This is a genomic window from Caulobacter sp. SLTY, assembly GCF_009905535.1.
Classification (GTDB): Bacteria; Pseudomonadota; Alphaproteobacteria; order Caulobacterales; family Caulobacteraceae; genus Caulobacter.
Genome location: NZ_JAAALA010000014.1, coordinates 55,135 through 76,846 on the forward strand (window position 1 = coordinate 55,135; position 21,712 = coordinate 76,846).

22 protein-coding genes and 1 tRNA gene are annotated in these 21,712 nt (G+C 68.3%); 7 read left to right on the top strand and 16 right to left on the bottom strand.

All coding sequences use genetic code 11. The features are described 5' to 3' along the window. Window positions 1-141 precede the first annotated feature (141 nt). The gene (locus GVN21_RS09965; protein ID WP_166574583.1) at window positions 142-1,092 is read right to left on the bottom strand and encodes an alpha/beta hydrolase; all 951 of its coding nucleotides are present in this window, start codon (window positions 1,090-1,092) and stop codon (window positions 142-144) included. Next, a complete protein-coding gene (locus GVN21_RS09970; protein WP_166574584.1) occupies window positions 1,085-1,567 on the bottom strand; it encodes a PaaI family thioesterase in 483 nt (160 codons plus the stop codon). The genes GVN21_RS09965 and GVN21_RS09970 overlap by 8 nt, the downstream gene beginning before the upstream one ends. Window positions 1,568-1,639: 72 nt before the next feature. Between GVN21_RS09970 and GVN21_RS09975 the strand changes: the two genes are divergently transcribed. Together GVN21_RS09975 and GVN21_RS09980 are read left to right on the top strand one after the other, a co-directional pair. Continuing rightward, window positions 1,640-2,023 carry a DoxX family protein gene (locus GVN21_RS09975; RefSeq protein ID WP_166574585.1) on the top strand — a complete coding sequence of 128 codons (384 nt, stop codon included), beginning with the start codon at window positions 1,640-1,642 and terminating at the stop codon, window positions 2,021-2,023. Window positions 2,024-2,110: 87 nt separating this feature from the next. After that, window positions 2,111-3,568, top strand: a complete 1,458-nt coding sequence (locus GVN21_RS09980) for an MFS transporter (protein WP_166574586.1) — start codon at window positions 2,111-2,113, stop codon at window positions 3,566-3,568. A gap of 13 nt (window positions 3,569-3,581) precedes the next feature. Here GVN21_RS09980 and GVN21_RS09985 read toward each other — a convergent pair whose 3' ends face one another. Continuing rightward, on the bottom strand, window positions 3,582-3,995 hold the full coding sequence (locus GVN21_RS09985; protein WP_166574587.1) for a YbaN family protein: 414 nt from the start codon (window positions 3,993-3,995) through the stop codon (window positions 3,582-3,584). A gap of 168 nt (window positions 3,996-4,163) precedes the next feature. Here GVN21_RS09985 and GVN21_RS09990 point away from each other — a divergent pair, with 168 nt between their 5' ends. Then, entirely contained in the window at window positions 4,164-5,096 is a 933-nt protein-coding gene (locus GVN21_RS09990) for a methyltransferase (RefSeq protein WP_166574588.1), read from the top strand. Here GVN21_RS09990 and GVN21_RS09995 read toward each other — a convergent pair. Genes GVN21_RS09995 through GVN21_RS10005 form a run of 3 tightly spaced genes read right to left on the bottom strand, consistent with a single transcriptional unit; the run spans window position 5,080 to window position 8,850 of the window. After that, the gene (locus GVN21_RS09995) at window positions 5,080-5,913 is read right to left on the bottom strand and encodes a cyanophycinase (protein WP_166574589.1); all 834 of its coding nucleotides are present in this window, start codon (window positions 5,911-5,913) and stop codon (window positions 5,080-5,082) included. The two genes, GVN21_RS09990 and GVN21_RS09995, sit on opposite strands and share 17 nt — an antisense overlap. Further along, complete coding sequence (gene cphA / locus GVN21_RS10000) at window positions 5,906-8,623, bottom strand: cyanophycin synthetase (protein WP_166574590.1); 2,718 nt, start codon at window positions 8,621-8,623, stop codon at window positions 5,906-5,908. The genes GVN21_RS09995 and cphA overlap by 8 nt, the downstream gene beginning before the upstream one ends. Next, complete coding sequence (locus tag GVN21_RS10005; RefSeq protein ID WP_166574591.1) at window positions 8,620-8,850, bottom strand: hypothetical protein; 231 nt, start codon at window positions 8,848-8,850, stop codon at window positions 8,620-8,622. The genes cphA and GVN21_RS10005 overlap by 4 nt, the downstream gene beginning before the upstream one ends. A 172-nt stretch (window positions 8,851-9,022) precedes the next feature. Here GVN21_RS10005 and GVN21_RS10010 point away from each other — a divergent pair, with 172 nt between their 5' ends. Next, the gene (locus GVN21_RS10010; protein ID WP_166574592.1) at window positions 9,023-9,934 is read left to right on the top strand and encodes an iron-containing redox enzyme family protein; all 912 of its coding nucleotides are present in this window, start codon (window positions 9,023-9,025) and stop codon (window positions 9,932-9,934) included. A gap of 77 nt (window positions 9,935-10,011) precedes the next feature. Here GVN21_RS10010 and GVN21_RS10015 read toward each other — a convergent pair. From GVN21_RS10015 to GVN21_RS10030, 4 genes are all read right to left on the bottom strand, one after another. After that, a tRNA-Arg gene (locus GVN21_RS10015) sits at window positions 10,012-10,088 on the bottom strand. A 52-nt stretch (window positions 10,089-10,140) separates the two neighbouring features. Continuing rightward, window positions 10,141-11,526: an NCS2 family permease gene (locus tag GVN21_RS10020; RefSeq protein ID WP_166574593.1), complete on the bottom strand. Its 1,386-nt coding sequence runs from the start codon at window positions 11,524-11,526 to the stop codon at window positions 10,141-10,143. Window positions 11,527-11,582: 56 nt separating this feature from the next. Beyond that, entirely contained in the window at window positions 11,583-13,160 is a 1,578-nt protein-coding gene (gene serA / locus GVN21_RS10025; protein ID WP_166574594.1) for a phosphoglycerate dehydrogenase, read from the bottom strand. Window positions 13,161-13,199: 39 nt separating this feature from the next. Continuing rightward, window positions 13,200-14,375, bottom strand: coding sequence for a phosphoserine transaminase (locus GVN21_RS10030; protein WP_166574595.1), 1,176 nt, complete (start codon window positions 14,373-14,375; stop codon window positions 13,200-13,202). Window positions 14,376-14,704: 329 nt separating this feature from the next. On the opposite strand from GVN21_RS10030, the gene GVN21_RS10035 reads away from it, so the two are divergent. Next, complete coding sequence (locus GVN21_RS10035) at window positions 14,705-15,625, top strand: EamA family transporter (RefSeq protein ID WP_166574596.1); 921 nt, start codon at window positions 14,705-14,707, stop codon at window positions 15,623-15,625. Here the strand turns inward: GVN21_RS10035 and GVN21_RS10040 are convergent. Then, entirely contained in the window at window positions 15,608-16,072 is a 465-nt protein-coding gene (locus tag GVN21_RS10040) for a hypothetical protein (protein WP_166574597.1), read from the bottom strand. The two genes, GVN21_RS10035 and GVN21_RS10040, sit on opposite strands and share 18 nt — an antisense overlap. Window positions 16,073-16,307: 235 nt before the next feature. Continuing rightward, window positions 16,308-16,643 carry a hypothetical protein gene (locus GVN21_RS10045; RefSeq protein ID WP_166574598.1) on the bottom strand — a complete coding sequence of 112 codons (336 nt, stop codon included), beginning with the start codon at window positions 16,641-16,643 and terminating at the stop codon, window positions 16,308-16,310. 173 nt (window positions 16,644-16,816) lie between these two features. Here GVN21_RS10045 and GVN21_RS10050 point away from each other — a divergent pair, with 173 nt between their 5' ends. After that, window positions 16,817-18,709: an ATP-binding protein gene (locus tag GVN21_RS10050; RefSeq protein WP_166574599.1), complete on the top strand. Its 1,893-nt coding sequence runs from the start codon at window positions 16,817-16,819 to the stop codon at window positions 18,707-18,709. A gap of 121 nt (window positions 18,710-18,830) precedes the next feature. Continuing rightward, window positions 18,831-19,157, top strand: coding sequence for a hypothetical protein (locus GVN21_RS10055; protein ID WP_166574600.1), 327 nt, complete (start codon window positions 18,831-18,833; stop codon window positions 19,155-19,157). Between the two features lie 91 nt (window positions 19,158-19,248). On the opposite strand, the gene GVN21_RS10060 is transcribed toward GVN21_RS10055, so the two are convergent. Genes GVN21_RS10060 through GVN21_RS10075 form a run of 4 tightly spaced genes read right to left on the bottom strand, consistent with a single transcriptional unit; the run spans window position 19,249 to window position 21,673 of the window. Further along, window positions 19,249-20,061: a PhzF family phenazine biosynthesis protein gene (locus tag GVN21_RS10060; RefSeq protein ID WP_166574601.1), complete on the bottom strand. Its 813-nt coding sequence runs from the start codon at window positions 20,059-20,061 to the stop codon at window positions 19,249-19,251. A gap of 9 nt (window positions 20,062-20,070) precedes the next feature. Then, window positions 20,071-20,637 carry a nucleotidyltransferase family protein gene (locus GVN21_RS10065; protein ID WP_166574602.1) on the bottom strand — a complete coding sequence of 189 codons (567 nt, stop codon included), beginning with the start codon at window positions 20,635-20,637 and terminating at the stop codon, window positions 20,071-20,073. Between the two features lie 41 nt (window positions 20,638-20,678). Beyond that, window positions 20,679-21,164: a surface-adhesin E family protein gene (locus GVN21_RS10070; RefSeq protein WP_166574603.1), complete on the bottom strand. Its 486-nt coding sequence runs from the start codon at window positions 21,162-21,164 to the stop codon at window positions 20,679-20,681. A gap of 53 nt (window positions 21,165-21,217) precedes the next feature. Next, window positions 21,218-21,673: a surface-adhesin E family protein gene (locus GVN21_RS10075; protein ID WP_166574604.1), complete on the bottom strand. Its 456-nt coding sequence runs from the start codon at window positions 21,671-21,673 to the stop codon at window positions 21,218-21,220. Window positions 21,674-21,712 lie beyond the last annotated feature (39 nt).

Below are 21,712 nucleotides of genomic sequence, written 5' to 3' on the forward strand. Positions count from 1 at the left end.
CCGTCATCCCGGAAGGCCGCGAAGCGGACTATCCGGGACCCAGGAGTGCGTGATCTCGCTATCCAACACAGCTTTGCGGCAGGTGACCTGCCACCCCTGGGTCCCGGATAAGCGCTGCGCGCTTTCCGGAATGACGGGATATCAGGACGGCCAACTCGCCAGCAGCGCCCTCAGCGCGGCCGCTGTCGCCAGCGGCTGATCGATCATCACGTGATGGTCGGCGTCGGGGATGGAGAACTTGACGATATCGTCCGGCAGTTCGCGCAACATGAAGGCCTTGGTGGCCGGGTACATCAGTTTCGACCGCTCGCCCCAAACCAGGGCCACGGGGCAGTTCACCTGGCTGAGCAGCTCGCCCAGGGCCGGCATGGTGAAATTGTGCCAGAGTTCCGGATCGAATTTCCAGGTCCAACCCACTCCCGAGCCGTCGGGCATCGGCGCCTGGCGGAGCGCCTTGCGGGCGATCCAATCGGCGACGAAATCGTTCTCGCAGGCTTGCGGCGGGGCCAGGCGAAAGCGGGCCAGGGCGCTGGGCAGATCGGCATAGACCTTGTTGGGGCCGTTTCGCCGGGGCGGGCCGTTCCACTGATGCTCCGGCGGATGGATGGTCGAATCCAGCATGACGACGCCGGCCAGCCGGTCACCGTTGTGGACGGCCGTGTAGAGGGTCGGAAAGCCTCCGAAGCTGTGGCCGACCACCCGGGTCTTGCCGCCGTCGGCCTCCAGCTGGGCGGCCTCGATGGCGCCCAGGATCTCGGCCATGAAGATTTCGGCGCTGTACCTGGGGCGCCAGTCGCTGTCGCCCATGCCCGACCAGCTGATCGCCGCCACCCGGTAGTCCTCGCTGAGCAGGGGGGCGATGAAGCTCCACCAGTCGGCGTGTGCGCCGTTGCCGTGCAGCAGCAGCAGGCCGGGCTTGCCCACTTCGCCCCAGGTCAGCAGTTCGATACTGGCGCCCAGCACCTCGAACCGGCTGCGCTCGGGCTCAACCGCCAGGGCGGCCGTGAACCAGGCCGGGGCCGGCGGGGTCTCGCCGTTGTAGGGGGCCAGGGGCGGAGGATGCTCCGGCCAGGCGCCGGGACCGTCAGCCACGGGCCGTCTCCATTTCCACGAACGCCTTCTCGCCGGGCCGCGGCGGGCGCGGGCCGATGGCCTTGAAAATCCCCGTGCCGGTCATGATCACCCGGTCGCCGGCCCAGATGCGGCCGCGAACGGTGAAGACATCGTCCTCTTCGGCTACCAACTCGGCCCGACCCTCGATCCATTCGCCCAGCTTGGCGCCCGACAGGAAGTCGCAGGTCAGCCGCACGGTGACCCAGTAGTGGCTGCGCGCCACGCTGATCACCCGCCCCCAGGCCATGTCGGCAAAGCTCATCAGCATGCCGCCGTGGCAGTTGGCCATGCCGTTGGTGTGGTGTTCCTCGACCCGGAAGGCCAGGGTGGCGCCGGTGTCGTCATGCTTTTCGTAAAGCGGTCCGATCTGGCGGCCGAACCCTCGGGTCCAGTTGAGGATGGAGTATCCCGGTGGGATATCGGCCGTCTGGGCCTCGGTCAGATCATCGGACATGACCTAAGCCTAACAAGCGTTTGAATGCGGCGGAAGCGGCAACTAAGGCTAACCGATGGTCGCTTTGGAAACATGAGCCGCGCCCGCGTCATCGCCTGCTGGATCCTTGGGCCGGCCTATGCCGCCTTCGGGGTGCTGCACCTCGTGGAAACGCCGGCCTTTCTGCCGATCATGCCGCCCTGGGTTCCGTATCCGGTGTTGGCGGTGCAGCTGACCGGCCTGGCCGAGATCGCCGGCGGCCTTGGCCTCCTGATCCCCGGGTTGCGGCGGTGGGCGGGCCTGGGGCTGGCGCTGTATGCGGTCGGGGTGTTTCCCGCCAACCTGCACCACGCCTTCAACGGCGTGCACGTGCCGGGCCTGCCGGACAGCTGGTGGTATCACGCGCCCCGTCTGGCGTTCCAGCCGGTGCTGGTCGTCCTGGCCCTGTGGGTCGGCGGATGGCTGAAGAGGCGGTGAAACCCGGGCATTTCCTGCCGCCACGTCACCCTTGCCTCGCCCCACCGGCGGCCTCAACCTGACGGCAAAATACAAGGGGAGACGTCGGTGAGCGCAGTCGAGACGGCAGGGGCGACACCGGTTGCGGCCGCCTTCAAACCCCCGATCCACGTCAAGTTCGCCTACGGTCTCGGCCAGGCGGTGCAGAGCGGCGGGTTCGACGTCGCCCTGCCCTTCACCTTTTTCTACTACACCCAGGTCCTGGGCCTGTCGGGCATCCTGACCGGCATCGCGGTGGGCCTCAGCCTCTGCGTCGACGCCATCATGGACCCGCTGGTCGGGTCGATCTCCGACAACATCCGCTCGCGGTTCGGGCGGCGTCTACCGCTGATGGTGCTCAGCATCCCGCTGGTGGCGCTGGGCTTCGGCCTGATCTTCTCCCCGCCCCAGGGGCTGGACCACACCATGCTGTTCCTCTGGCTGCTGGGCGCCTCGCTGCTGGCGCGCGGCGCCACCTCTCTCTTCAACGTGCCCTTCATCGCCCTCGGGGCCGAGATGTCGGACGGCTATATCGAGCGCTCGCGGATCGTCGTCTGGCGCACCCTGATCGGATTGGCGTCGGTCGTCGGGGTCATTCTACTGGCCTACAACGTCTTCTTGGTCCCGCCCAAGGAGCTGTTCAGGCTGGAGGGTTATCCGCCGTTCGGCTGGTCGGTGGCGGCGCTGCTGACGGTTTGCATGGTGCTCTGCTGCGCCGGCGTCGCCCGCTACGCCATGAGCCTGCCGCAGGCCGACACCACCGAACGCACGATGCTCAGCCGCCTGCCCGGCGAGGTGAAGGAGATCTTCTCCAACAAATCGTTCCGCATCCTGCTGTTCTCCTGCCTGCTGATCATGGTGGCGATCGGGGTCAACGGCACGACCGGGGCGCACCACAACACCTTCGTCTGGAAGATCGGCACCGAGGAGATCAAGCTGCTGACCTTCGTGCTGCTGATCGGCACGGTGATCGGCGTGCCCATGGCCCCGGCCCTGTCGCGCTGGTTCGAGAAGCGGTCGGTGGTGATGATCGGGGTCAGCCTGCTCAACCTGGTCTGGCTGGTGATGCCGATCCTGTGGGTCAGCGGCCTGTTCCGGCCCTCCGGCCCGGCGGCCATGCCGCCCCTGTTCGCCATGATGCTGGTGGCTGGATTCGGCATCGGTCTGGTGCTGGTCGCCTTCCCGGCGATGATGGCCGACGCCGCCGACGAGCATGAACTGCGCTTCGGCCATCGGCGCGAGGGTCTCTACTTCTCCGGCATCACCTTCGCGGCCAAGGCGGCCAGCGGCATCGGCGTGCTGTTGGCCGGCATCGGCCTGGACCTGATGGGCATGCCGGCCAAGGCCACGGCTGACATCGTGGTCGAGCCGGAGGCCCTGATCAGACTGGTGCTGGTGCATGGTCCCCTGGCGGCGGCGATCTCCTGCGTCGGGGTGGCGCTGCTGTGGCCCTACGCCATCAGCCGTCCCGTGCATGACGAGATTTCGCTGAAGCTTCGGGCCCGCCACGAGGGGCGGCAGGTCTAGTGCGCGTTTCGATCTAACGGCTCGGCCGGGTGACGACATAGGCGAACACCGCCAGCAGCAGCACCCCGACACCGCCGACGACCCATGGATTGCGATAGCTCACGGCCAGGATCGTCCAGCTGACCGCCATCATGGTTCCGGCCGCGATCTTGGCCGAGGTCGGAATCGCCTTCCGTTCTTCCCAGGCGATCAGCGACGGCCCATACCGGGGGTGCCGCCGCAGCTTTTCCGCCCACTCCGGCGAGCTGGCGCTAAAGGCCCACAGCGCCACCAGCAGGAAGGGCACGGTCGGCAGTAGCGGCAGGAAGGCGCCCGCTGCGCCAAGCCCCACCATCACCACGCCAAGCGATCGCAGCAGCAGCCGTCGGACGGGCCCGATCGCCGGCTTGTCCGCTGGCTTCGGCGGCGGGCCTTCGGGATCGGTCATTGGCGGAGGTCCTGGCGCACCCAAGCGCTATAGCAGACCTGTCCGCAGACGGTGATCGCCGCGGGCCCGAGAGTCCTTTCGACCTCAGCGCCCCATTCGTCGGCGCCGGCCGGAACACACCGCGCGCCCGGGCATTGGCGTCGAGCCAAGCCGCATCGGGGGTCAGCCATGCCGGATACCAGACACCACGCTCGCGTCCGATTGCTATCGCTGCTCCAGTCGAGCGGCTATCGCTTCGTCACGCCGAACACTGGGACAATCCGCCGGATGCACCGTCGCGGCCCGCCCGCGTCGCCGACGCTGCGCGACATCTTCGGCTGGTCGCTGCCGTTTCCCGAGGGGGCGTTGGACCCGGATTTCACGGAATCCCTCGAGGCTGCCGATGGGCTTGAGCGGACGCAGGCGGGCTTGCGCAGTCGGCTGCGGTGCTCCTCGGTCGGTGATCTGCTGTTCCTGCATTCGGCCTTTCCGACCGACGCGGCCGATTCCGTGTTCCTCGGCCCGGATTCCTACCGCTTCGCGAACCTGATCGAGGCGACCCTGATGGCCCGCACGCCGGAAGGACCGATCCTCGATATCGGCACCGGATCGGGGGTCGGCGGCCTTGTCGCCGGCGCCCGGTGTCCTGGATCGGCGGTCACGCTCAGCGACCCCAATCCGGCCGCCCTGGCCCTGGCCGCCGCCAATGCCGAGCACGCGGGCCAGACGGTTCAGCTCTGCGAGGCCAGGGGATACGACGCCGTCTGCGACGGCTTTGGCCTGATCCTCGCTAACCCGCCGTTCATCGCCGGCGGCTCGGGTCGCGTCTACCGGGACGGCGGCGACCTTCACGGGGCGCGGTTGTCACTCGACTGGGCCGTCGAAGGCATGACGCGGCTGCGTCCGGGCGGGCGGCTGCTGCTCTACACCGGCAGTCCGATCCTGACCGGCGGCGAGGACCAACTGGGACGCCTGCTCGCCGACGCCGCCAGGGAGGCGGGCTGCTCGCTCACCTACCAGGAGCTCGATCCGGACATTTTCGGCGGCGAGCTCGGGCGCGAAGCCTACCAGGATGTCGAGCGCATCGCCGCCGTCGGGGCCGTGCTCACCCGCCCGGCGTAGAGGCGTCCGCGATGGCCTCAACCGGCAGCGGCTGGTCGGCCGGGCGGCGGGTCGTCAGGTCGAGCCGGTCGCCGTTGGCCAGCACATGCATCCGCACGTCGAACATCGACAGGGCGCAGTCGGCCCGGCCCTCGGCGACATTGGACGCGGTGACCCCCGAGGCGTCGACCACATAGACCGCCCCGCTGCCCAGCACCTCGAAGGCGCCGCCGCGCAGCACGATGGCGGTATCCTCGTCGATGCCGATCCCCAGCACCCGCGGGCTCTGAGCCACCGCTCCCAGCAGCCGGCCGATACGGCCGCGCTCGGCGAAATGCTGGTCGATGATCACGTCCCGCACCAGCCCAAGGCCCGGCGCCATGTGGAGATCGCCCAGCCGATGGCTCTCCGAACTGGTCCCGCGCACCAGCATGGTGTCACTCATCACCGAGGCGCCGGCGGAGGTGCCGGCCAGGAAGCCGCCGCCCTGCCAGATCTCCCGGATGCGGGCCTCCAGGGGGGTGTCGCCGATCTGGCTGCTGATCCTCAGCTGGTCGCCCCCGGAGAAGAAGACCCCGGCCGCGTCGTCGAGCAGCGCCAGCTTGGCAGGATCGTGAGCCTCGGCCCGATCCTCGACATAGAGCTCGACCAGCTCGCCGACGCCCAGCCCCTCGAACCCCTTCTGGTAGGAGTCGAAATAGCCTTCAGGCGCGTGCGAGGCGATCGTGGCGATCACCAGCCGGCGGCTACGCGCCTCACGGGCGATGGCCTTGAGGATTCGGCGCTTACCCTCCTTGTCCTCGTGTCCGCCGATGATGAACAGGGGGCCTTCAGACATGGAGCAGCTCCGGGTTGGACGGCGGGGCCCGGAAATCGGGTTCGTAAGCCAGGATCTGGCGCCAGACGGCCTCGACCTCTGTGGGCATGATGACCACCAGGTCGCCAGGCCTGGCGGCGCGCAGGGCGGCGTCGACGGCGTCGTGCTCGCTGAGGTGTTGCTCGATATGGGCGGGGTCGGCCCCGGCCTGGATCGCGCCTTCGGTCAGCAGGGCGAGCACCGCCCCGGTCGGCCGGCCGCGACCGTCGGGCCGTTCGCGAAAGACGACGCGGTCGAGGATCTGGCCGGCCAGGGCGCCCATCTCGCGGATGTCCTCGTCCCGCCGGTCGCCCGGCATGCTGGCGACACCGATGACCCGGCCGTGGCTGGGCCGCATCCGGTCGAGCAGCGCGCCCAAAGCCCGGACCGCCTCGCCGTTGTGGGCATAGTCCAGGATCACCCGCACGCCGCCGACCTCATGGATGTTCAGCCGACCCGGGTTCTGTTCGTAGGACGAGCCGAACGCGGCCAGCGCCTCGCGCACCGTCGCGACCGGGACCTTCAGGCCATGGCCGGCCAGGACGGCGGCCAGGGCGTTCTGCACATTGAAGGCTGCGGCGCCGTTAAGGGTGGCGGGGATATCGTCGACGCCCATCACCTCGGTGCGCCTGGGGCCCTCCTGGATGACGATCATCCCGTCCTCGACCGAGGCTGTGATGCCGCCCGCGAGCAGATGCTTCTGCAGCAGCGGCGACATCGCCTCGCCGCCGGCCATGGTGAAATAGGCCACCCGCCCGCCGGCGTGGCGGGCCATCCGCAGGGTGTGGGGATCGTCGCCGTTGAGCACACTCAGGCCGCGCCGCGACACCGACTCGGTCACCACCGACTTGACCCTGGCCAGGTCCTCCAGGGTGTTGATGCCCTTTAGGCCCAGATGGTCCGCGGCGATGTTCAGGACGATCCCGACGTCACAGCGGTCAAAGGCCAGGCCCTCGCGCAGGATGCCGCCCCGGGCGGTCTCCAGCACGGCGGCTTCGACGGTCGGGTCGGCCAGCACCATCCGCGCGCTCCGGGGCCCGCTGGCGTCGCCGGCGACCAGCCGCTCGTCGTTCACGTAGACGCCGCTGGTGTTGGTCAGCCCGACGGTCAGACCCTGGCGGCGCAGAATGGCGGCGATCATCCGCCCGACCGTCGACTTGCCGTTGGTGCCGGTCACCGCCACGATCGGAATGCGGGCGCGGGAGCCTGCCGGATAGAGCAGATCAATCACCGCCTGGGCCACGTCGCGGGGCTTGCCCTCCGAAGGCGCCAGATGCATGCGGAAGCCCGGCGCCGCATTGACCTCCACGATCCCGCCCCCGGTCTCGCGAACCGAGCGGGTGATGTCCGGGGCGATGAAGTCGATACCGGCGACATCGAGACCGACGGTCAGCGCGGCGCGCCTGGCCATGGCGGCGTTGTCGGGATGGATGATGTCGGTGCGGTCGACGGCCGTCCCCCCGGTCGACAGGTTGGCCGTCGCCCGCAGCTGCACCGCCTTGCCACGCGGCGGCACGGTCTCGGCCGTCATCCCGACCCGGGCCAGCATCTCCTCGACGTGGGCGTCGATGACGATCCGGGTCATCACCGCTTCATGGCCGACGCCTCGGCGCGGGTCCGCATTCACCTGGGCGATCAGCTCGGCGATACTGTGCCGACCGTCGCCGACCACCTCGGCCGGGCGGCGCTCGGCCACCGCCACGACCTGGCCGCCGACGACCAGGATCCGATAGTCCCGGCCCGTGTAGTGCTGCTCGACGATCACCCGGCGCGAATGTGGGACGGCCTGCTCGAAGCCCCAGCGGACCTGATCCTCGCTACGCAGGTCCAGATTGACCCCGCGCCCGTGGTTTCCGTCGAGCGGCTTGACCACCACCGGCCCCTTGATCCGCTGCGCCGCGGCGACCGCCTCGTCAGCGGTCCGGACCACTTGGCCCTTAGGCACGGCAACTCCGACGCGGCCCAGCAGGGCCTTGGTCAGGCTCTTGTCCCCGGCCGTCTCGACGGCGATCAGCGAGGTCTCACCGGTGATGCTGGCCCGCAGGATCTTGCGCCGGGCGCCCCAGCCGAGCTGAACCAGGCTATACTCGTTCAGCCGGGTCACCGGAATCCGCCGCCGGCGCGCCGCATCGACCAGGGACTGGGTCGTGGGCCCGAAGGCCTCCTTTCGGATCAGGGCGGCGATCTCCGCGACCGCCATGTTCAGGTCGAACGGCTGCTCCAGCGCCTTGGGGGGAGGCGAGATCAGATCGAGTCCCTCAAGCCCCTGCAGGTCAGGCGGCAGCAAGGAATTGGCCAGATCCAGGGCGCAACGCCCCGCCAGGCGGCCGGCGGCCTCGGATCGATAGGAAAAGAGGATGTTGTAAACACCTGGTCGGCCTTTCACGGACCGGGTCTTGCCCCGGCTGGCCGGCGCCCCGGCCAGTGTCTGAAGTTCCAGCGCGATATGCTCGGCGATGTGGCCAAGCCAGGTTCCCTCCCGCAGCCGGCGAACGAAGCCGCCCGGCTGGCGGTAGCTGCAGCCATGGCGTTCCAGGCCCGGCAGTCGCGCCAGCAGCTCGTCCGCAAAATTTGGCAGCCGGTCCGACGGGAAGTCTTCCAGCGGACCCAGATCGACCATGATCCGGATCATCGGCCGGGTGCTGTAATAGTGAGGACCCCGATAGACGGCCGCCTCGAGCACCCGGATCATGCGGCCTTCCGATGCTCGACAATGATCGGCGCGTCCAATTGGGGCAGCGCCGCCTTGAGGATTCGGCGGATAACCAGGGCCGCGGCCTCTCGTTTGCTCCCGGCGCGGCCGCTTTCCAGCGGCGCTCCGGACAGATCGAAGGTCGCCCAACGCCAGCCGCCGTCGGCGGGCTCGATCGCGAATTTCGTCCCTGCTGTTGGCGCCATGACCGTCCGTCTCGCTTCCACTTGGCTTTCGAGGCGAGTCTGAACGGCGATCAGATGTTTAGGTTCCTAGGCCCGCGGGCCCGGAGGAGGGGAATTTTCCCCAACTTATCATAGGTTTATGTCGGCGCCGCGACCCTGGAACCGCCCGCCTTCTGGCGCGTATTGGCTGCTCTTGAGAGGATGGAGTCACCTGATGTATCCGCGCGACTACAACATCGCCGACGTGCACACGCCGGATATCTTTTCGGCGGAGGTCCAGCGGCGGCTTTCTCGCTGGAACCATGAGCGGCTCGCTGTAGGCAAGCCCAGTCCCCACTGGGAAGCAGACCTCGTCGAGGACTTTGAGATGCGCCGGCTGGAAGGCCAGTTCATCGAGGCCTTCCGCACCCAGGTCCATGACCGGGTCAAAGGCGTGCCGACCGATCCGGAGGGGTTCAACGCCTGGTTCGAGGCGCTCAAGGAAACCGGCCCGGGTCAGAACGATCCCCTGTTCCCCTGGCTGGCTGAGCAGGCCAGCCTGGAAGAGATGCGCTGGTTCCTCGAGCAGGAAGTCGCCGGCGAGGCGGGGTTCGACGACTTGGTCGCCTATACCCAGGTCAAGATGCCGGTCCGCGCCAAGCTGGAACTCGCGCGCAACTATTGGGACGAGATGGGCCATGGCGGCGCGCCGGGCATGCACGGGCCGATGCTCGACAAGCTGGCCCATGCGCTCGACCTCAAGCCGACGATCCCCACGACACTGGCGCCGTCCCTGGCGCTCGGCAACGCCCTGGTCGCCTTCGCCACCACCCGCCGTTACGCCTATCACGCGATCGGCGCGCTCGGCGCCGTGGAGCTGACCGCCCCCTGGCGTGCGGCCCATGTCGCCGAGGGGCTAAAGCGGCTCGGCGTCGGCAAGGAGCGACGCTACTTCGCCCTCCACGCCACCCTCGATATCAAGCATTCCGAGGCCTGGAACGCCGAAGTGCTGCGCCCGCTGGTCGAGGCCGACCCGGATTGCGCCCGTTATATCGCCGAGGGCGCGTTAATGCGCCTCGACTGCGGCCGCCGCTGCTACGAAGCCTACCGCGCCCACCTTCGGCCGGCCCTGGAGATGGCGGCGTGAGCCAGACTTAGACTGGCCAAGGCCAGCGGCCAGCTGTTCACCCGAAGGGCGATCCAAATTGTGTGTTTTGGAAACCCTGGCGCACCCGACACGATTCGAACGTGTGACCTCTGCCTTCGGAGGGCAGCGCTCTATCCAGCTGAGCTACGGGTGCCTGTATCCAGGGAAACGGGTCTCTACCGGAAAGGGGTCGTTTTCGCAAACAGCTATTCCGCGCCCAGCCAGATGAAGCGGGCCAGGCAGAGGGCGGCCAGGAGGTAGAGGAAGAGGTCGCCGAAGGGGACGCCCAGCAGGCGGCGGGTGAGGAAGCCCTCGGGTCGCGCCTCGTCGGGGCGTTCGGCCGGTTTGGGCCGAACCAGTTTCAGCACCGCATAGGCGATGATCCCCATGGCCAGGCCGTTGGCGATGGAGAAGGTCAGCGGGATCATGATCAGGGTCAGGAAGGCCGGGATGGCGACCTGGGGGTCGGTCCAGTCGGCCTGGGCCAGCGGGGCCATCATCAGGGCGCCGACGAGGATCAGGGCCGGGGCCGTGGCGGCGGCGGGAATGGCTGCGGCGAAGGGGACCAGCAGCAGGGCGGCGAGGAAGAGGACGCCGGTGGTCACGGCGGTGAGGCCCGTGCGACCGCCGGCGGCGACGCCCGAGGCGCTCTCGATGTAGCTGACGGTGGTGCTGGTGCCGGCGGCCGCGCCGACCATGGTGGCCAGGCTGTCGGCGACGAAGATGCGGTTGAGGCGCGGGATGGTCCCGTCGGGCTGGACCAGGCCGGCGCGGCTGGAGACGGCGACCAGGGTGCCCAGGTTGTCGAACAGGTCGACGAAGAGGAAGACGAACAGGATCTCGATCAGGCCGATGGTCAGGCCCTTGCCGTTCGGTCCGAGGCCGAGGGCGGCCGGGATGTCGGCCTGGAACAGGGTGGCGGTGATCACCGCCGGATCGAAGGGCTCGGGCTTGAAGACGACAAGGCCGAGCAGCCAGCCGAGTGCGCTGGCCGCCAGAATGCCGATCAGGATGGCCGCCCGCACCCGCCAGACCTGCAGTAGGGCGATCAGCGCCAGGCCGACGATCGCGACCAGGGCGGCGGGGCTTTTGAGGTCGCCCAGCGCCACGGTGGTGGCTGGGTGGGCCACGACGATACCCGCGCTCTTGAGGCCGATGAAGGCGATGAACAGGCCGATGCCCGCGGCGATGGCGGCATAGAGCGGCCTTGGGATGGCCCCGATGATCAGCTGACGCAGGCCCGCCAGGGTCATCAGCAGGAAGGCCGCCCCGGAGATGAACACCGCCCCCAACGCCGTCTGCCAGGGCAGGCCCATGCCCAGCACCACGGTGTAGGTGAAGTAGGCGTTCAGCCCCATGCCGGGGGCCAACGCGATGGGATAGTTGGCGATGGTCCCCATCAGGATCGAGCCGATCCCGGCCGCCAGGCAGGTGGCTGCGGCCACGGCGGCGACCGGCATGCCGGCCTGGCCCAGGATCGCCGGGTTGACCAGGACGATGTAGGCCATGGTCAGGAAGGTGGTCGCCCCGGCCAGCAGCTCGGTGCGTACGGTGGTGTTGTTTTCCGCCAGGCGGAAGAAACGGCTGATCATGACGGCCTCCCCGCGCCGAGTAGGAACGGGGAGGCCGAAACCGTCAAGCGCGCCGGTCAGAACACCAGGGCGCGGACTTCCTTCACATGCGGCAGAGCCTGAATCCGCGCCAGCAGGGCGGCGTCGGGCGCCTGGTCGACACCGACCAGGGCGATGGCGTCGTCGCCTGCGCCGACACGGCCGAGGTTGAAAGTGGCGATGTTGACCGCCGCCTCGCCCAGCATGCCGCCAAGCGCGCCGATGAAGCCCGGCTTGTCGAGGTTGTTGACGTAAAGCATGGCCGCGCCGAATGGGGCGTCCAGCTCCATGCCCTTGACCTCGATGATGCGCGGGATGCCGCCGATCACCGCCCCGGCGAACGACTTCTCGCCCGACTCCGTGCCGATGGTGATGCGGATCAGGCTGTCATAGACCGGCGACAGCTCCTGGCGGTTCTCCGACACCGTCACGCCGCGTTCCTTGGCGATGGCGGGGGCGCTGACCATGTTGATCTCGGCCAGCATCGGGCGCAGCACCCCGGCCAGGGCCGCGGCCGTCATCGGCTTGACGTTCAGCTTGGCGACCTCGCCGATGTAGGCGACCTCGATGGATTTCAGGCCCGGGTCCATCATCTGGCCGGCGAAGAGACCCAGCTTTTCGGCCAGGGCGACGAAGGGCTTCAGCTTGGGCGCCTCGTCGGCGGTGATCGAGGGGCTGTTCAGGGCGTTGGTGATCGCCCCGGTCAGCAGGTAGTCGCTGATCTGTTCGGCCACCTGCAGGGCGACGTTCTCCTGGGCCTCGGCGGTGCTGGCGCCGAGGTGCGGGGTGGCGATGAAGTTGGGGGCGCCGAAGAGGACGTTCTCAGGCCCGGCCGGCTCCTGCACAAAGACGTCGAAGGCCGCGCCGCCGATGTGGCCGCTGTCCAGGCCGGCGCGCAGGGCCGCCTCATCGACCAGGCCGCCGCGGGCGCAGTTGATGATCCGCACGCCCTTGCGGGTCTTGGCCAGAGCTTCGGCCGACAGGATGTTGCGGGTCTTGTCGGTCAGCGGAGTGTGCAGGGTGATGAACTCGGCCCGCTCGATCAGCTCGTCGATCTCGACCTTCTCGACACCCAGCTCGACGGCGCGTTCGGCCGACAGGAAGGGGTCGTAGGCGACGACCTTCATCTTCAGGCCCAGGGCCCGCTCGGCCACCAGGCTGCCGATGTTGCCGCAGCCGATCAGGCCCAGCGTCTTGTTGAACAGCTCCACCCCCATGAAGCGGTTCTTCTCCCACTTGCCGGCCTGGGTGGAGGCGTCGGCGGCGGGCAGTTCGCGGGCCAGGGCGAACATCATGGCGATGGCGTGCTCGGCGGTGGTGATCGAGTTGCCGAACGGGGTGTTCATCACCACGATGCCCTTGGCCGTGGCGGCAGGGATATCCACATTGTCGACCCCGATGCCGGCCCGGCCGATGACCTTCATCTTGGTCGCGGCGGCCAGAACATCTTTGTCGGCCTTGGTGGCGCTGCGCACGGCCAGGCCGTCGTAGTCCCCGATGATCTTCAGCAGTTCGTCTTTGGACAGGCCGGTCTTCACATCGGCCTCGACGCCGCGCTTGGCGAAGATTTCGACGGCGGCGGGCGAGAGTTTGTCAGCAATCAGGACGCGGGGCATGGGTGCCTCCTCGTGTGCGTATTGAAACGGAGTGTGGGTTCAGGCCGAGGCGAGTTCGGCGGAGACGGTGGCGAAGGCCCAGTCCAGCCAGGGGGTCAGGGCTTCGACGTCGGCGGTTTCAATGGTGCAGCCGCACCAGATGCGAAGGCCGGCAGGCGCGTCGCGATAGCCGCCGATGTCGTAGGCCGCCTTTTCCTTCTCCAGCAGGGAGGCCAGCTTCTTGGCGAAGTCGGCCTGGGCGTCGGCCGGCAGGGCGGCGATCGCGGGATCGACGACCTTGAGGCAAACGCTGGTATTGGAGCGGGTGGCGGGCTCGACCGCCAGGAAATCGACCCAGGGGGTCTTTTCCACCCAGGCCGCCAGGGCCGCGAAGTTGGCGTCGGCGCGGGCGTTTAGGCCTTTGAGGCCGCCGACATCCTTCGACCAGGCCAGGGCGTCGAGATAGTCTTGGACGCAGAGCATGGAGGGAGTGTTGATCGTGGCGCCTTCGAAGATCTCGGCGTTGATCTTCCCACCCTTGGTCATGCGGAAGAGTTTCGGCATCGGCCAGGCGGGGGTGTGGCTCTCCAGCCGCTCGACGGCGCGGGGCGAGAGGATCAGGACGCCGTGGGCGGCTTCCCCGCCGAGCGCCTTCTGCCAGCTGTAGGTGACGACATCGAGCTTGGCCCAGTCGAGCTTTTGGGCAAAGGCTGCGCTGGTGGCGTCGCAGATGGTCAGGCCGGTGCGATCGGCGGCGATGAAGTCGCCGTTCGGCACGCGGACGCCGGAGGTGGTGCCGTTCCAGGTGAACACCAGGTCGACGTCGGGGCGAACTTTGGTCAGGTCCGGCAGCCGGCCGTAGGGGGCGTCGAGCACCTCGACGTCGGGCAGCTTCAACTGCTTGGTGACATCGGTCACCCAATCCTTGCCGAAGGACTCAAAGGCGAGGAGCTGAACCGGCTTGGGGCCGAGCAGCGACCACAGGGCCATCTCGACGGCGCCGGTGTCGGAGCCGGGGACGATGCCGATCAGGTAGTCGGCCGGAACCTCGAGGATCTCGCGGGTCTGGTCGATGGCGCGCTTGAGGGCGGCCTTGCCGGGCTTGCCGCGATGCGAGCGGCCGAGGACGGCGTCACTCAAGTTTTCGGGGGTCCATCCGGGGCGCTTGGCGCAGGGGCCGGACGAAAATTCAGGGCGCGCGGGGCGCACTCCGGGCGTGGCCGGGGTCGTGGTCATAGCGATGTCTCCCATCCTCACAGATGGACTGGGCCTCGTTGGGGAGGCCTGGCCCGCCGGCCAGAGACCCGAAATTATGCGCCGCCGCAAGGGGAGATTTTCTGGTCCGGGTTGAAGGGGACTGGTTCGCCGCCTCGCTGGCCTGAATGGAGAGGTCTCGGTGGTCGCCCGGCGTACCTGTCCCCGGTGCGCCACGTCGGGGACAGGTACGCCGGGCGACGCCAGTGTTCTGCCGTTGCCGACGGCGCGGCGGCGAACCAGTCCCCGCTTCACGATCCGAAACCAGGATTGAGACGACACTGACCTCGACGCCCCCTATCACCCCGGCCATGACCGTTTCCGCCGCCTCTCCGCGCGCCGCGCCGCCGATCGTCGACTGGCTGGTGCTGGCCGCGCTGGTGATCGCCTGGGGGTCGGCGTTCGCGGTGCTGAAGATCGCGGTGCATGATATTCCGCCGGCCTGGAACACGGTGCTGCGGCTGCTGGTGGCCAGCATCACCCTGGGGGTGATTTGCGCGGCGCGGGGTGAGCGGTTGCCGCGACTTCTGCCCCGGCCGGACGTGGCCTGGGCCTGGTATTCGGCCTTCGGCCTGATCGGGCTGGCGGCGCCCTTCTTCCTGTTCGCCTTTGCCGCCCAGGGCCTGCCCAGCGCCATCAACGCCATCTGCAACGGCTGCTCGCCGCTGTTCACCGCCGCCCTGGCCCATCTGATGCTGGCCGACGACCGGCTGGACCTTCGCCGGGGCGCCGGCGTGGCGCTGGGCTTCGTCGGTCTGGTCGTGCTGGTCTGGCCTCGGGCGGCGACGGGCGGGGCGGTCGAGGGCCTGGCGCTGGGCGCCGCCATCCTCGGCGGCCTGCTTTACGCCGCCTCCAACATCATCACCCGCAAGGCGCCGCCGCTCAGCTCGACGGCCAGCGCCCTGCTGATGGTACTGACCGGCCTGGTGTTCGCGGTGGTCGGGGCCTTCGCCACCACCCCTCTGCCGCCCATCCCGCCGCTGAAGGCCTTGGCGGCGGTGACCGCCCTGGGTGTCTTCTCCACCGCGCTCGGCAGCGTCGGCTACGTCTGGCTGGTCCAACGGCGGGGGCCGGTGTTCATGAGCATGTCGATGTACCTGGCCCCGCTGTGGGCGACCCTGGTCGGGGTGGCGCTGATGGGAGAGCGGCTGGGCTGGACCACTTTTGCGGCGCTCGGCCTGATCCTGATGGGCGTGGGCCTGACGACGTGGCGGTCAAACCGCGGCGGGTGAGGCGTCCAGTCGGGCTGCTTCCGCCTTCTGGGCGGCCACCCGGCGGCGCCAGGCGGTGGCGGTGCCGAAGGCGATGCACAGGAGGATGCCCATGGTAACGGCGTTGTTCACCACGCCGTGGAAGAAGTCCGGCTTCTTCTCGCCCAGCATGTACCAGGCATGCAGCGTGAACTGGACCGCCTGTAGCAGCATGGCCCCCCCCAGCCACAGGCTGGCGTAGCGCACGGCCAGGGCCAGGAAGCCGGCCGCCAACAGAAAATCTCCGGACAGAAACGCCAGGGTGCGCCATTCGTCGCCGAGGAATCTCGCCACCAGGAAGGCGTAGAGCGCCCCCGCCCCGACCAGCCATCCGGCCCAACGCTCCGCAACGCCGCCTTTCCACACGGAAAAGAGGACGGTTGCCAGAATGGCAACCCATACGATCAGGACAAGGATATAACTGGGCATGTCTGTGTCAGGCTCTAGGCTGAATTAGGCATGACACCAGTTAAACTATCGCAACCTTGGTTGAACGGAGCCCGGCAAGTCGCGGCATAACGTCGATTTGTCGCACAGCCGAAATATTTGCTGCATCTGCAATCAACGGGGCTCGACGAAAGCGCCCGGCAGACGACTGTCAAAAGGAAAAGGGCGCGCCGACCTTTGGCCGGCGCGCCCCAAACTTTCGAACCCGGAGGTCGGTTTAGCCGACGTCGCGCAGGAAGCCCTTCGGCTTCTCGTCCGGCTCCGGCTTGTCTTCCACGCCGATCAGCTTGGTGCGGATGCCGACGCGAAGCTTCAGCTCGGCCATCTCGTTGTGCATGCCGACGATGGCGGTGCGGGCTTCGGCCAGGGCGGCGATGGCTTCCACCAGCTTGGCCTGGGCCGAGTCGCCGGTGACGGCGGACAGCTTCAGTTGAGCGCGGGCCTCGACAGCGCCGGCCAGGAGTTCGGCCGCTTCGACCATGGCCGCATCGATGGCCTTTTCGGTCGAGAACAGCTTGGTGGCCACACGCTGCGCCACAAATGCCTTATCCACTCTACCCTCCATTGAAGCCGTTAATGGCTTAGTAAGGATAGTAAACCAAATCTTAACGTCCTCCAACGTGAATCAAGGGTTAATTTGTCGCATCGCGAACATTCGCGCTGGAAGCGAAGCGTTAGGAAGATTGCGCGATAACGCCCGGGAAACGGGGCCAAGAACTCGGGCAAATGCAGCAACCGACGTCATCGCAGGAGACGGCTCACCACGCGCCCTTCCAGGCGCGGATCGCCAGCGTCGCGCTGGTGACGACCCTGGCCGTCTTGCTGGTGGCATGCGCCAGCTTCCTGTTCCAGCAATGGTCGGTGGCCAAGCAGCAGACCAGCAACACTCAGCAGCTGCTGGCCAGCATCATGGCCAATGTCGCCGCGCCCTCGATGGCCGACGGTGATGTGGTCGCGGCCCAGGCCGCCGTCGAGGCGGCCGCCAAGCCGGAATCGGTGGTTTCGGCCCGGCTGATCGACCCTCAGGGACGGGAGGTGGCCGCCAAGACCGACTCCGACCTGACGGCGACCAAGACCCTGGTCCAGCCGGTAATCTTCCAGGGCCGCAAGGTCGGCGAACTTCGGATCGGGGTGACCGACCCCAGCCTGGCGAAGATGCTGCCCCGCTTTCTGGCCCTGACCATGGCGCTGTTCTTCGGGGCGGCGGGCGCGGCCCTGTTCCTGTCCCGGGGCCTGGCCCGGCGGATCACCGCCCCGGTCGACCGACTGTCGCGGGCCATGGAAGAGGTCGCGGCCAGCGGCCAGTTCAAGCCGGTCGCCGAGAAGGCCACCGACGACGCCCTGTTCCGCAGCCTGGCGGGCAGTTTCAACCAGCTTCTGGCCAAGTTGAAAGCCAACGACGCTGACCTGCGCCACACCCTGGACGAGTTGGTCGTGGCCCGCGACGTGGCCAACAGCGCCAACGTCGCCAAGAGCCAGTTCCTGGCCAACATGAGCCATGAGATCCGCACGCCCCTGAACGGCGTGCTGGCCATGGCCGATGTCATGAGCCGGGGCGAGCTGGACGGCCGACAGCGCGAACGCCTCAGTGTCATTCGCGAGTCGGGCGAGCTGTTGCTGGCCGTGCTCAACGACGTGCTGGACCTGTCGAAGATCGAGGCCGGCAAGCTGGAGCTGAAGCCCGGCGACTTCGACCTCGAGGAGCTGGCCGAGGGTTGCCGCCGCGCCTTCACGGTGTTGGCCCAGGAAAAGGGCCTGCGCTTCGACCTGACCGTCGAGCCGGACGCCGCCGGGGCCTGGAAGGGCGACCGCGATCGGCTGCGCCAGATTCTCGGCAACCTGCTCAGCAACGCGGTGAAGTTCACCGTCGAAGGGGCGATCGGCGCCCGGTTCAGCCTGAACCCGGCCGGCGGGCTCCGTCTCACGGTGGCCGACACCGGCATCGGCATCGCCCCTGACAAGCTGCCGACCCTGTTCGACAAGTTCGTCCAGGCCGACAATTCCAGCACCCGCGAGTTCGGCGGCTCCGGCCTTGGCCTGGCCATCTGCCGCGAGCTGGCCCAGCTGATGGGTGGCCAGATCGTCGCCCGCAGCGCGCCGGGCGAGGGGTCGACCTTCGTTGTCGATCTGCCCTTGGCCCGGGGTGAGGCGGTCATCCCCGCCGCCCTGCCGCAGGACGAGGTCGAGGCCGAGGGCGGCCGGGCGCTGCGTATCCTGGCGGCTGAGGACAACCTGACCAACCAGAAGGTGCTGCGCGCCGTGCTCGACCCACTTGACGTCGACCTGACCATAACCCCCGACGGCCAGTCGGTGGTCGAGGCCTGGCGCACCGGCGGCTTCGACCTGATCCTGATGGACATCCAGATGCCGGTGATGGACGGGGTCGAGGCGACCGAGACCATCCGCGCCGAGGAGCGCCGGGCCAACCTGCCGCGTATCCCCATCCTGGCCCTGACCGCCAACGCCATGACCTACCAGGTCGAACAGTACCTCGCGGCCGGCATGGACGGCCACGTCTCCAAGCCGATCGAGCTGCAGCGACTGTATGTCGCGATCGAACAGGCTCTGGCCGGCGTCAGCGAAGCGACCTCGAATACCGGCCAGGCGGCGGTCGCCTAGTTTTCCATTCCTGAACGCCAGACAACGAACCGGTCAGAACCGTTTCAGGCGCCGGGTGTTTAACTGTCCTCAACGTCGTCCACCCCACCTCCCGGCGGCGTGCTCAAGGAAGGACAAACCGATGAAAAAGATCGCTATTGCCATCGTCGCGGCGTCGGCCCTGGCCGCCACCGCCGCCCCCGCCCTCGCCGCCCCGTGGCAGAACATCAACCAACGCCAGGCCAACCTCGATCGTCGGATCGACCAGGGCGTCCGCACCGGCGCGCTGAGCCGCCGTGAAGCCGCCAACCTGCGCCTAGAATTCCGCGGCATCGCCCGCCTCGAAGCCCGCTACCGGGCCACCGGCGGCCTGCAACAGTGGGAACGCCGTGACCTCGACCGTCGCTTCGACGTGCTGAGCGCCAAGATCCGCTACGAGCGCCGCGACCGCGACGGCCGCCGCTACTAGGGATCTGAGAATACGGGCCGCCGCGTACCTCCCCCTCCAAGGCGGCCCGTCCGGCGCCCCCGCTCCCCACGGAGCGGGGGCGTTTTACTGTTCAGAGCCTGAGTTGGCTCTCGATCACCGTCACCGCTTTGCCGCGCAGCATCACCCGGTCGCCGACCAGCTCGCAATCCAGGTCGCCGCCCCGGCCTGGATAGGCCTGGTGGAAGCGCAGGCGGCCCCGGCCCAGCCTTTCGGCGAACAGGGGGCTGAGGATGCAGTGGGCCGAGCCGGTCGCCGGGTCCTCCGGGATGCCGGAGCCGGGGGCGAAGAAGCGGCTGACCACGTCGTAGGGCGAGCCCTCATCCGCCAGCGCCGCCACCGCCAGGTTGCCCCGTCCGCCGGTCGCCTCGCCCACGATGGTGTTGATCGCGGCGAGATCGGGGGTCAGGGCGCGCACCTGCGCCTCGCTGCCCAGCACCGCGACCAGATAGCTGGCGGCCCACACCTCCGCCTGGACGCCGCCAAGGGCCTCAAGCAGTCCGCTCGGAGCGGCCGTGGGTCTGGGCGGGTTGGCCGGAAAGTCCATGGCGTAGAGGTCGCCCTCGCGGCTCACGGTCAGCACCCCAGATTTGGTCTCAAAGGCGACCTGCGGCGCGTCCAGGCCCAGTTCCGCGAACAGCATATGGGCCGAAGCCAGGGTGGCGTGGCCACACAGCGGCACCTCCAGCGCCGGGGTGAACCAGCGCAGGCCGAACCGGGCCGCATCGTCGGTCTTCAGCAGAAAGGCGGTTTCGGCCTGGTTGTTCTCTGCCGCCAGGGTCTGCATCCAGGCCTCGTCCGGCCAGGCGTCGAACGGCGCGACCACACAGGCGGGATTGCCCTTGAACGGGGCGGCGGCGAAGGCGTCGATGGTCCACTGGCGCATGGGGGCTCCCTAGGGCTCGAGGATCTTGATTTCGGGCCAGCGGGCCTTGGCCGAGGCGGTGGTCTTGGGCCAGCCCTTGGCCAGCGGCCGGTTCGGATTGGGCCGCAGGGTCATGGCGAAGACGTCGTCCAGGCCGAAGGGGGCCTCGATGGTCAGGCGGTCGTCCTTCTCCAGCCGGATGCCGACACTGAAGGCCGGAGCGACGAACCGCGACAGGGCCTCGGCGCTGTTCGACAGGGGGGCGTAGGGCTCGCCGAAGTGGTCCTCGAACCACAGGTGGACGCGGGCCTGGTTGCGGACTTCCACCAGTTCGTTCAGCGGCGGCGGAAAGTGACCGGCGGCCTGCTTGATGAAAACGTCCTCGGCCTCGTAGCTGGTGTCGGGGTCGAAGTAGACGAGGTCGTAGTCCCGCACCCCGTAGTCGGCCTCGCGGCCGGTCAGGTGGTTCCAGACCCGCTGGTAGACAGCGCCCGAGACATAGAGCCAATCGGGCAGGTCGAGATCGCGGGCGTGATGGAGCGCCGTCATAAGGGTGGGAGCGGCGCGGACGATCTCTTCTAGGCGGGCGTTCAGCATGGTCGGCCTTTGCGAGCGGGCCGACTGTCTTCGTCGATTCTCTAGCGGATTCCCAGTCGCACCTTGGCGTCCGCAACGACGGCGGCCGGTGTGGCCAGAGCCGGCGAGGTCAGGGGTTTGCCGCAGGCATGGGAGATGGTGGAATAACCCACCGTCCCTGGCGTGGCGGCGATCAGGACACCGCCCTGGCGATTGGTTTCGCCGATGCTGCCGTCCGCCTCGAGGCCGTCCATCCGGTAGTCCTTCTCCTCAAACGTCGTGCACCGGGCTTCGGACCAGGTGATCCAGGCATGCCGAGCCATCCGGCCCTGCTGCGGCGTGCGATAGAACCTCAGCGTGCGATAGGTGACCAGGTCGCCCTGCCGCCGTATCGTTCCGGTGTCGAGGTAGCTCACAAAGCCCTGCGTGGTGCTGTAGTGCCGCCACTGGCTGGCGGTCTGAGCCGGGACGGCGGAGACTGTCAGGGCCAGGATCGCCAGACCGATGGCGGGCGCGACGACCGGGCGAGTTTTCCTGGCGGTTCTCATGTCGGGCACACTCGCAGGCCATGGCGGGGCCGACATCCCCAGGAAATGGGGGTTCAGGGCTCCAACATCGCCAAACCATCCGCAATCGCCTCGTCGCGCGTGCGGGCGGCCATCGGGTCCATGGCCATCGACCCGCAACCGAAGGCGGCCAGCCGCTCCCCGACGGTGCCCTGGATGGCCGGCTCGCGGAAATCCTCGGTGATCGGGAAGAGGCCGACGCTGGTCCCGGCGGTGTCGAGGTTCTCGACGCTGAGGATCTTGAACCGGGTGGTCTCGCAGTCGAACCGGTAGTTGACGATCCGGGCCCGCACCGTCTTGCCGTCCAGGGTCAGGGGCGGGTCGTAGATTTTCATCTCGCGGACGGTGGCCTCGCGGTCGTCGCCGGCGATGGCGTCCGGATCCGCATAGGAGGCATGGCCGTTGGCCTTGGCTATGGCCAACCAGGTTTCCGCCGAAGCGGCGGTGGGAACCAGGACCGCGAGCGCGGCCAACGCAGCAAGCATGCGCATGAAAACCTCCCGACTTGGGGGAAGCAAAACATGGGCCGG

Bases quoted from the DNA above. Each gene is read 5' to 3' on its own strand.
- GVN21_RS09970 (WP_166574584.1), bottom strand. From the start codon at position 1,567: ATGTCCGATGATCTGACCGAGGCCCAGACGGCCGATATCCCACCGGGA.
- GVN21_RS09975 (WP_166574585.1), top strand. From the start codon at position 1,640: ATGAGCCGCGCCCGCGTCATCGCCTGCTGGATCCTTGGGCCGGCCTAT.
- GVN21_RS09985 (WP_166574587.1), bottom strand. From the start codon at position 3,995: ATGACCGATCCCGAAGGCCCGCCGCCGAAGCCAGCGGACAAGCCGGCG.
- GVN21_RS09990 (WP_166574588.1), top strand. From the start codon at position 4,164: ATGCCGGATACCAGACACCACGCTCGCGTCCGATTGCTATCGCTGCTC.
- GVN21_RS09995 (WP_166574589.1), bottom strand. From the start codon at position 5,913: ATGTCTGAAGGCCCCCTGTTCATCATCGGCGGACACGAGGACAAGGAG.
- cphA (WP_166574590.1), bottom strand. From the start codon at position 8,623: ATGATCCGGGTGCTCGAGGCGGCCGTCTATCGGGGTCCTCACTATTAC.
- GVN21_RS10010 (WP_166574592.1), top strand. From the start codon at position 9,023: ATGTATCCGCGCGACTACAACATCGCCGACGTGCACACGCCGGATATC.
- GVN21_RS10020 (WP_166574593.1), bottom strand. From the start codon at position 11,526: ATGATCAGCCGTTTCTTCCGCCTGGCGGAAAACAACACCACCGTACGC.
- serA (WP_166574594.1), bottom strand. From the start codon at position 13,160: ATGCCCCGCGTCCTGATTGCTGACAAACTCTCGCCCGCCGCCGTCGAA.
- GVN21_RS10030 (WP_166574595.1), bottom strand. From the start codon at position 14,375: ATGACCACGACCCCGGCCACGCCCGGAGTGCGCCCCGCGCGCCCTGAA.
- GVN21_RS10035 (WP_166574596.1), top strand. From the start codon at position 14,705: ATGACCGTTTCCGCCGCCTCTCCGCGCGCCGCGCCGCCGATCGTCGAC.
- GVN21_RS10040 (WP_166574597.1), bottom strand. From the start codon at position 16,072: ATGCCCAGTTATATCCTTGTCCTGATCGTATGGGTTGCCATTCTGGCA.
- GVN21_RS10050 (WP_166574599.1), top strand. From the start codon at position 16,817: ATGCAGCAACCGACGTCATCGCAGGAGACGGCTCACCACGCGCCCTTC.
- GVN21_RS10055 (WP_166574600.1), top strand. From the start codon at position 18,831: ATGAAAAAGATCGCTATTGCCATCGTCGCGGCGTCGGCCCTGGCCGCC.
- GVN21_RS10060 (WP_166574601.1), bottom strand. From the start codon at position 20,061: ATGCGCCAGTGGACCATCGACGCCTTCGCCGCCGCCCCGTTCAAGGGC.
- GVN21_RS10065 (WP_166574602.1), bottom strand. From the start codon at position 20,637: ATGCTGAACGCCCGCCTAGAAGAGATCGTCCGCGCCGCTCCCACCCTT.
- GVN21_RS10070 (WP_166574603.1), bottom strand. From the start codon at position 21,164: ATGAGAACCGCCAGGAAAACTCGCCCGGTCGTCGCGCCCGCCATCGGT.
- GVN21_RS10075 (WP_166574604.1), bottom strand. From the start codon at position 21,673: ATGCGCATGCTTGCTGCGTTGGCCGCGCTCGCGGTCCTGGTTCCCACC.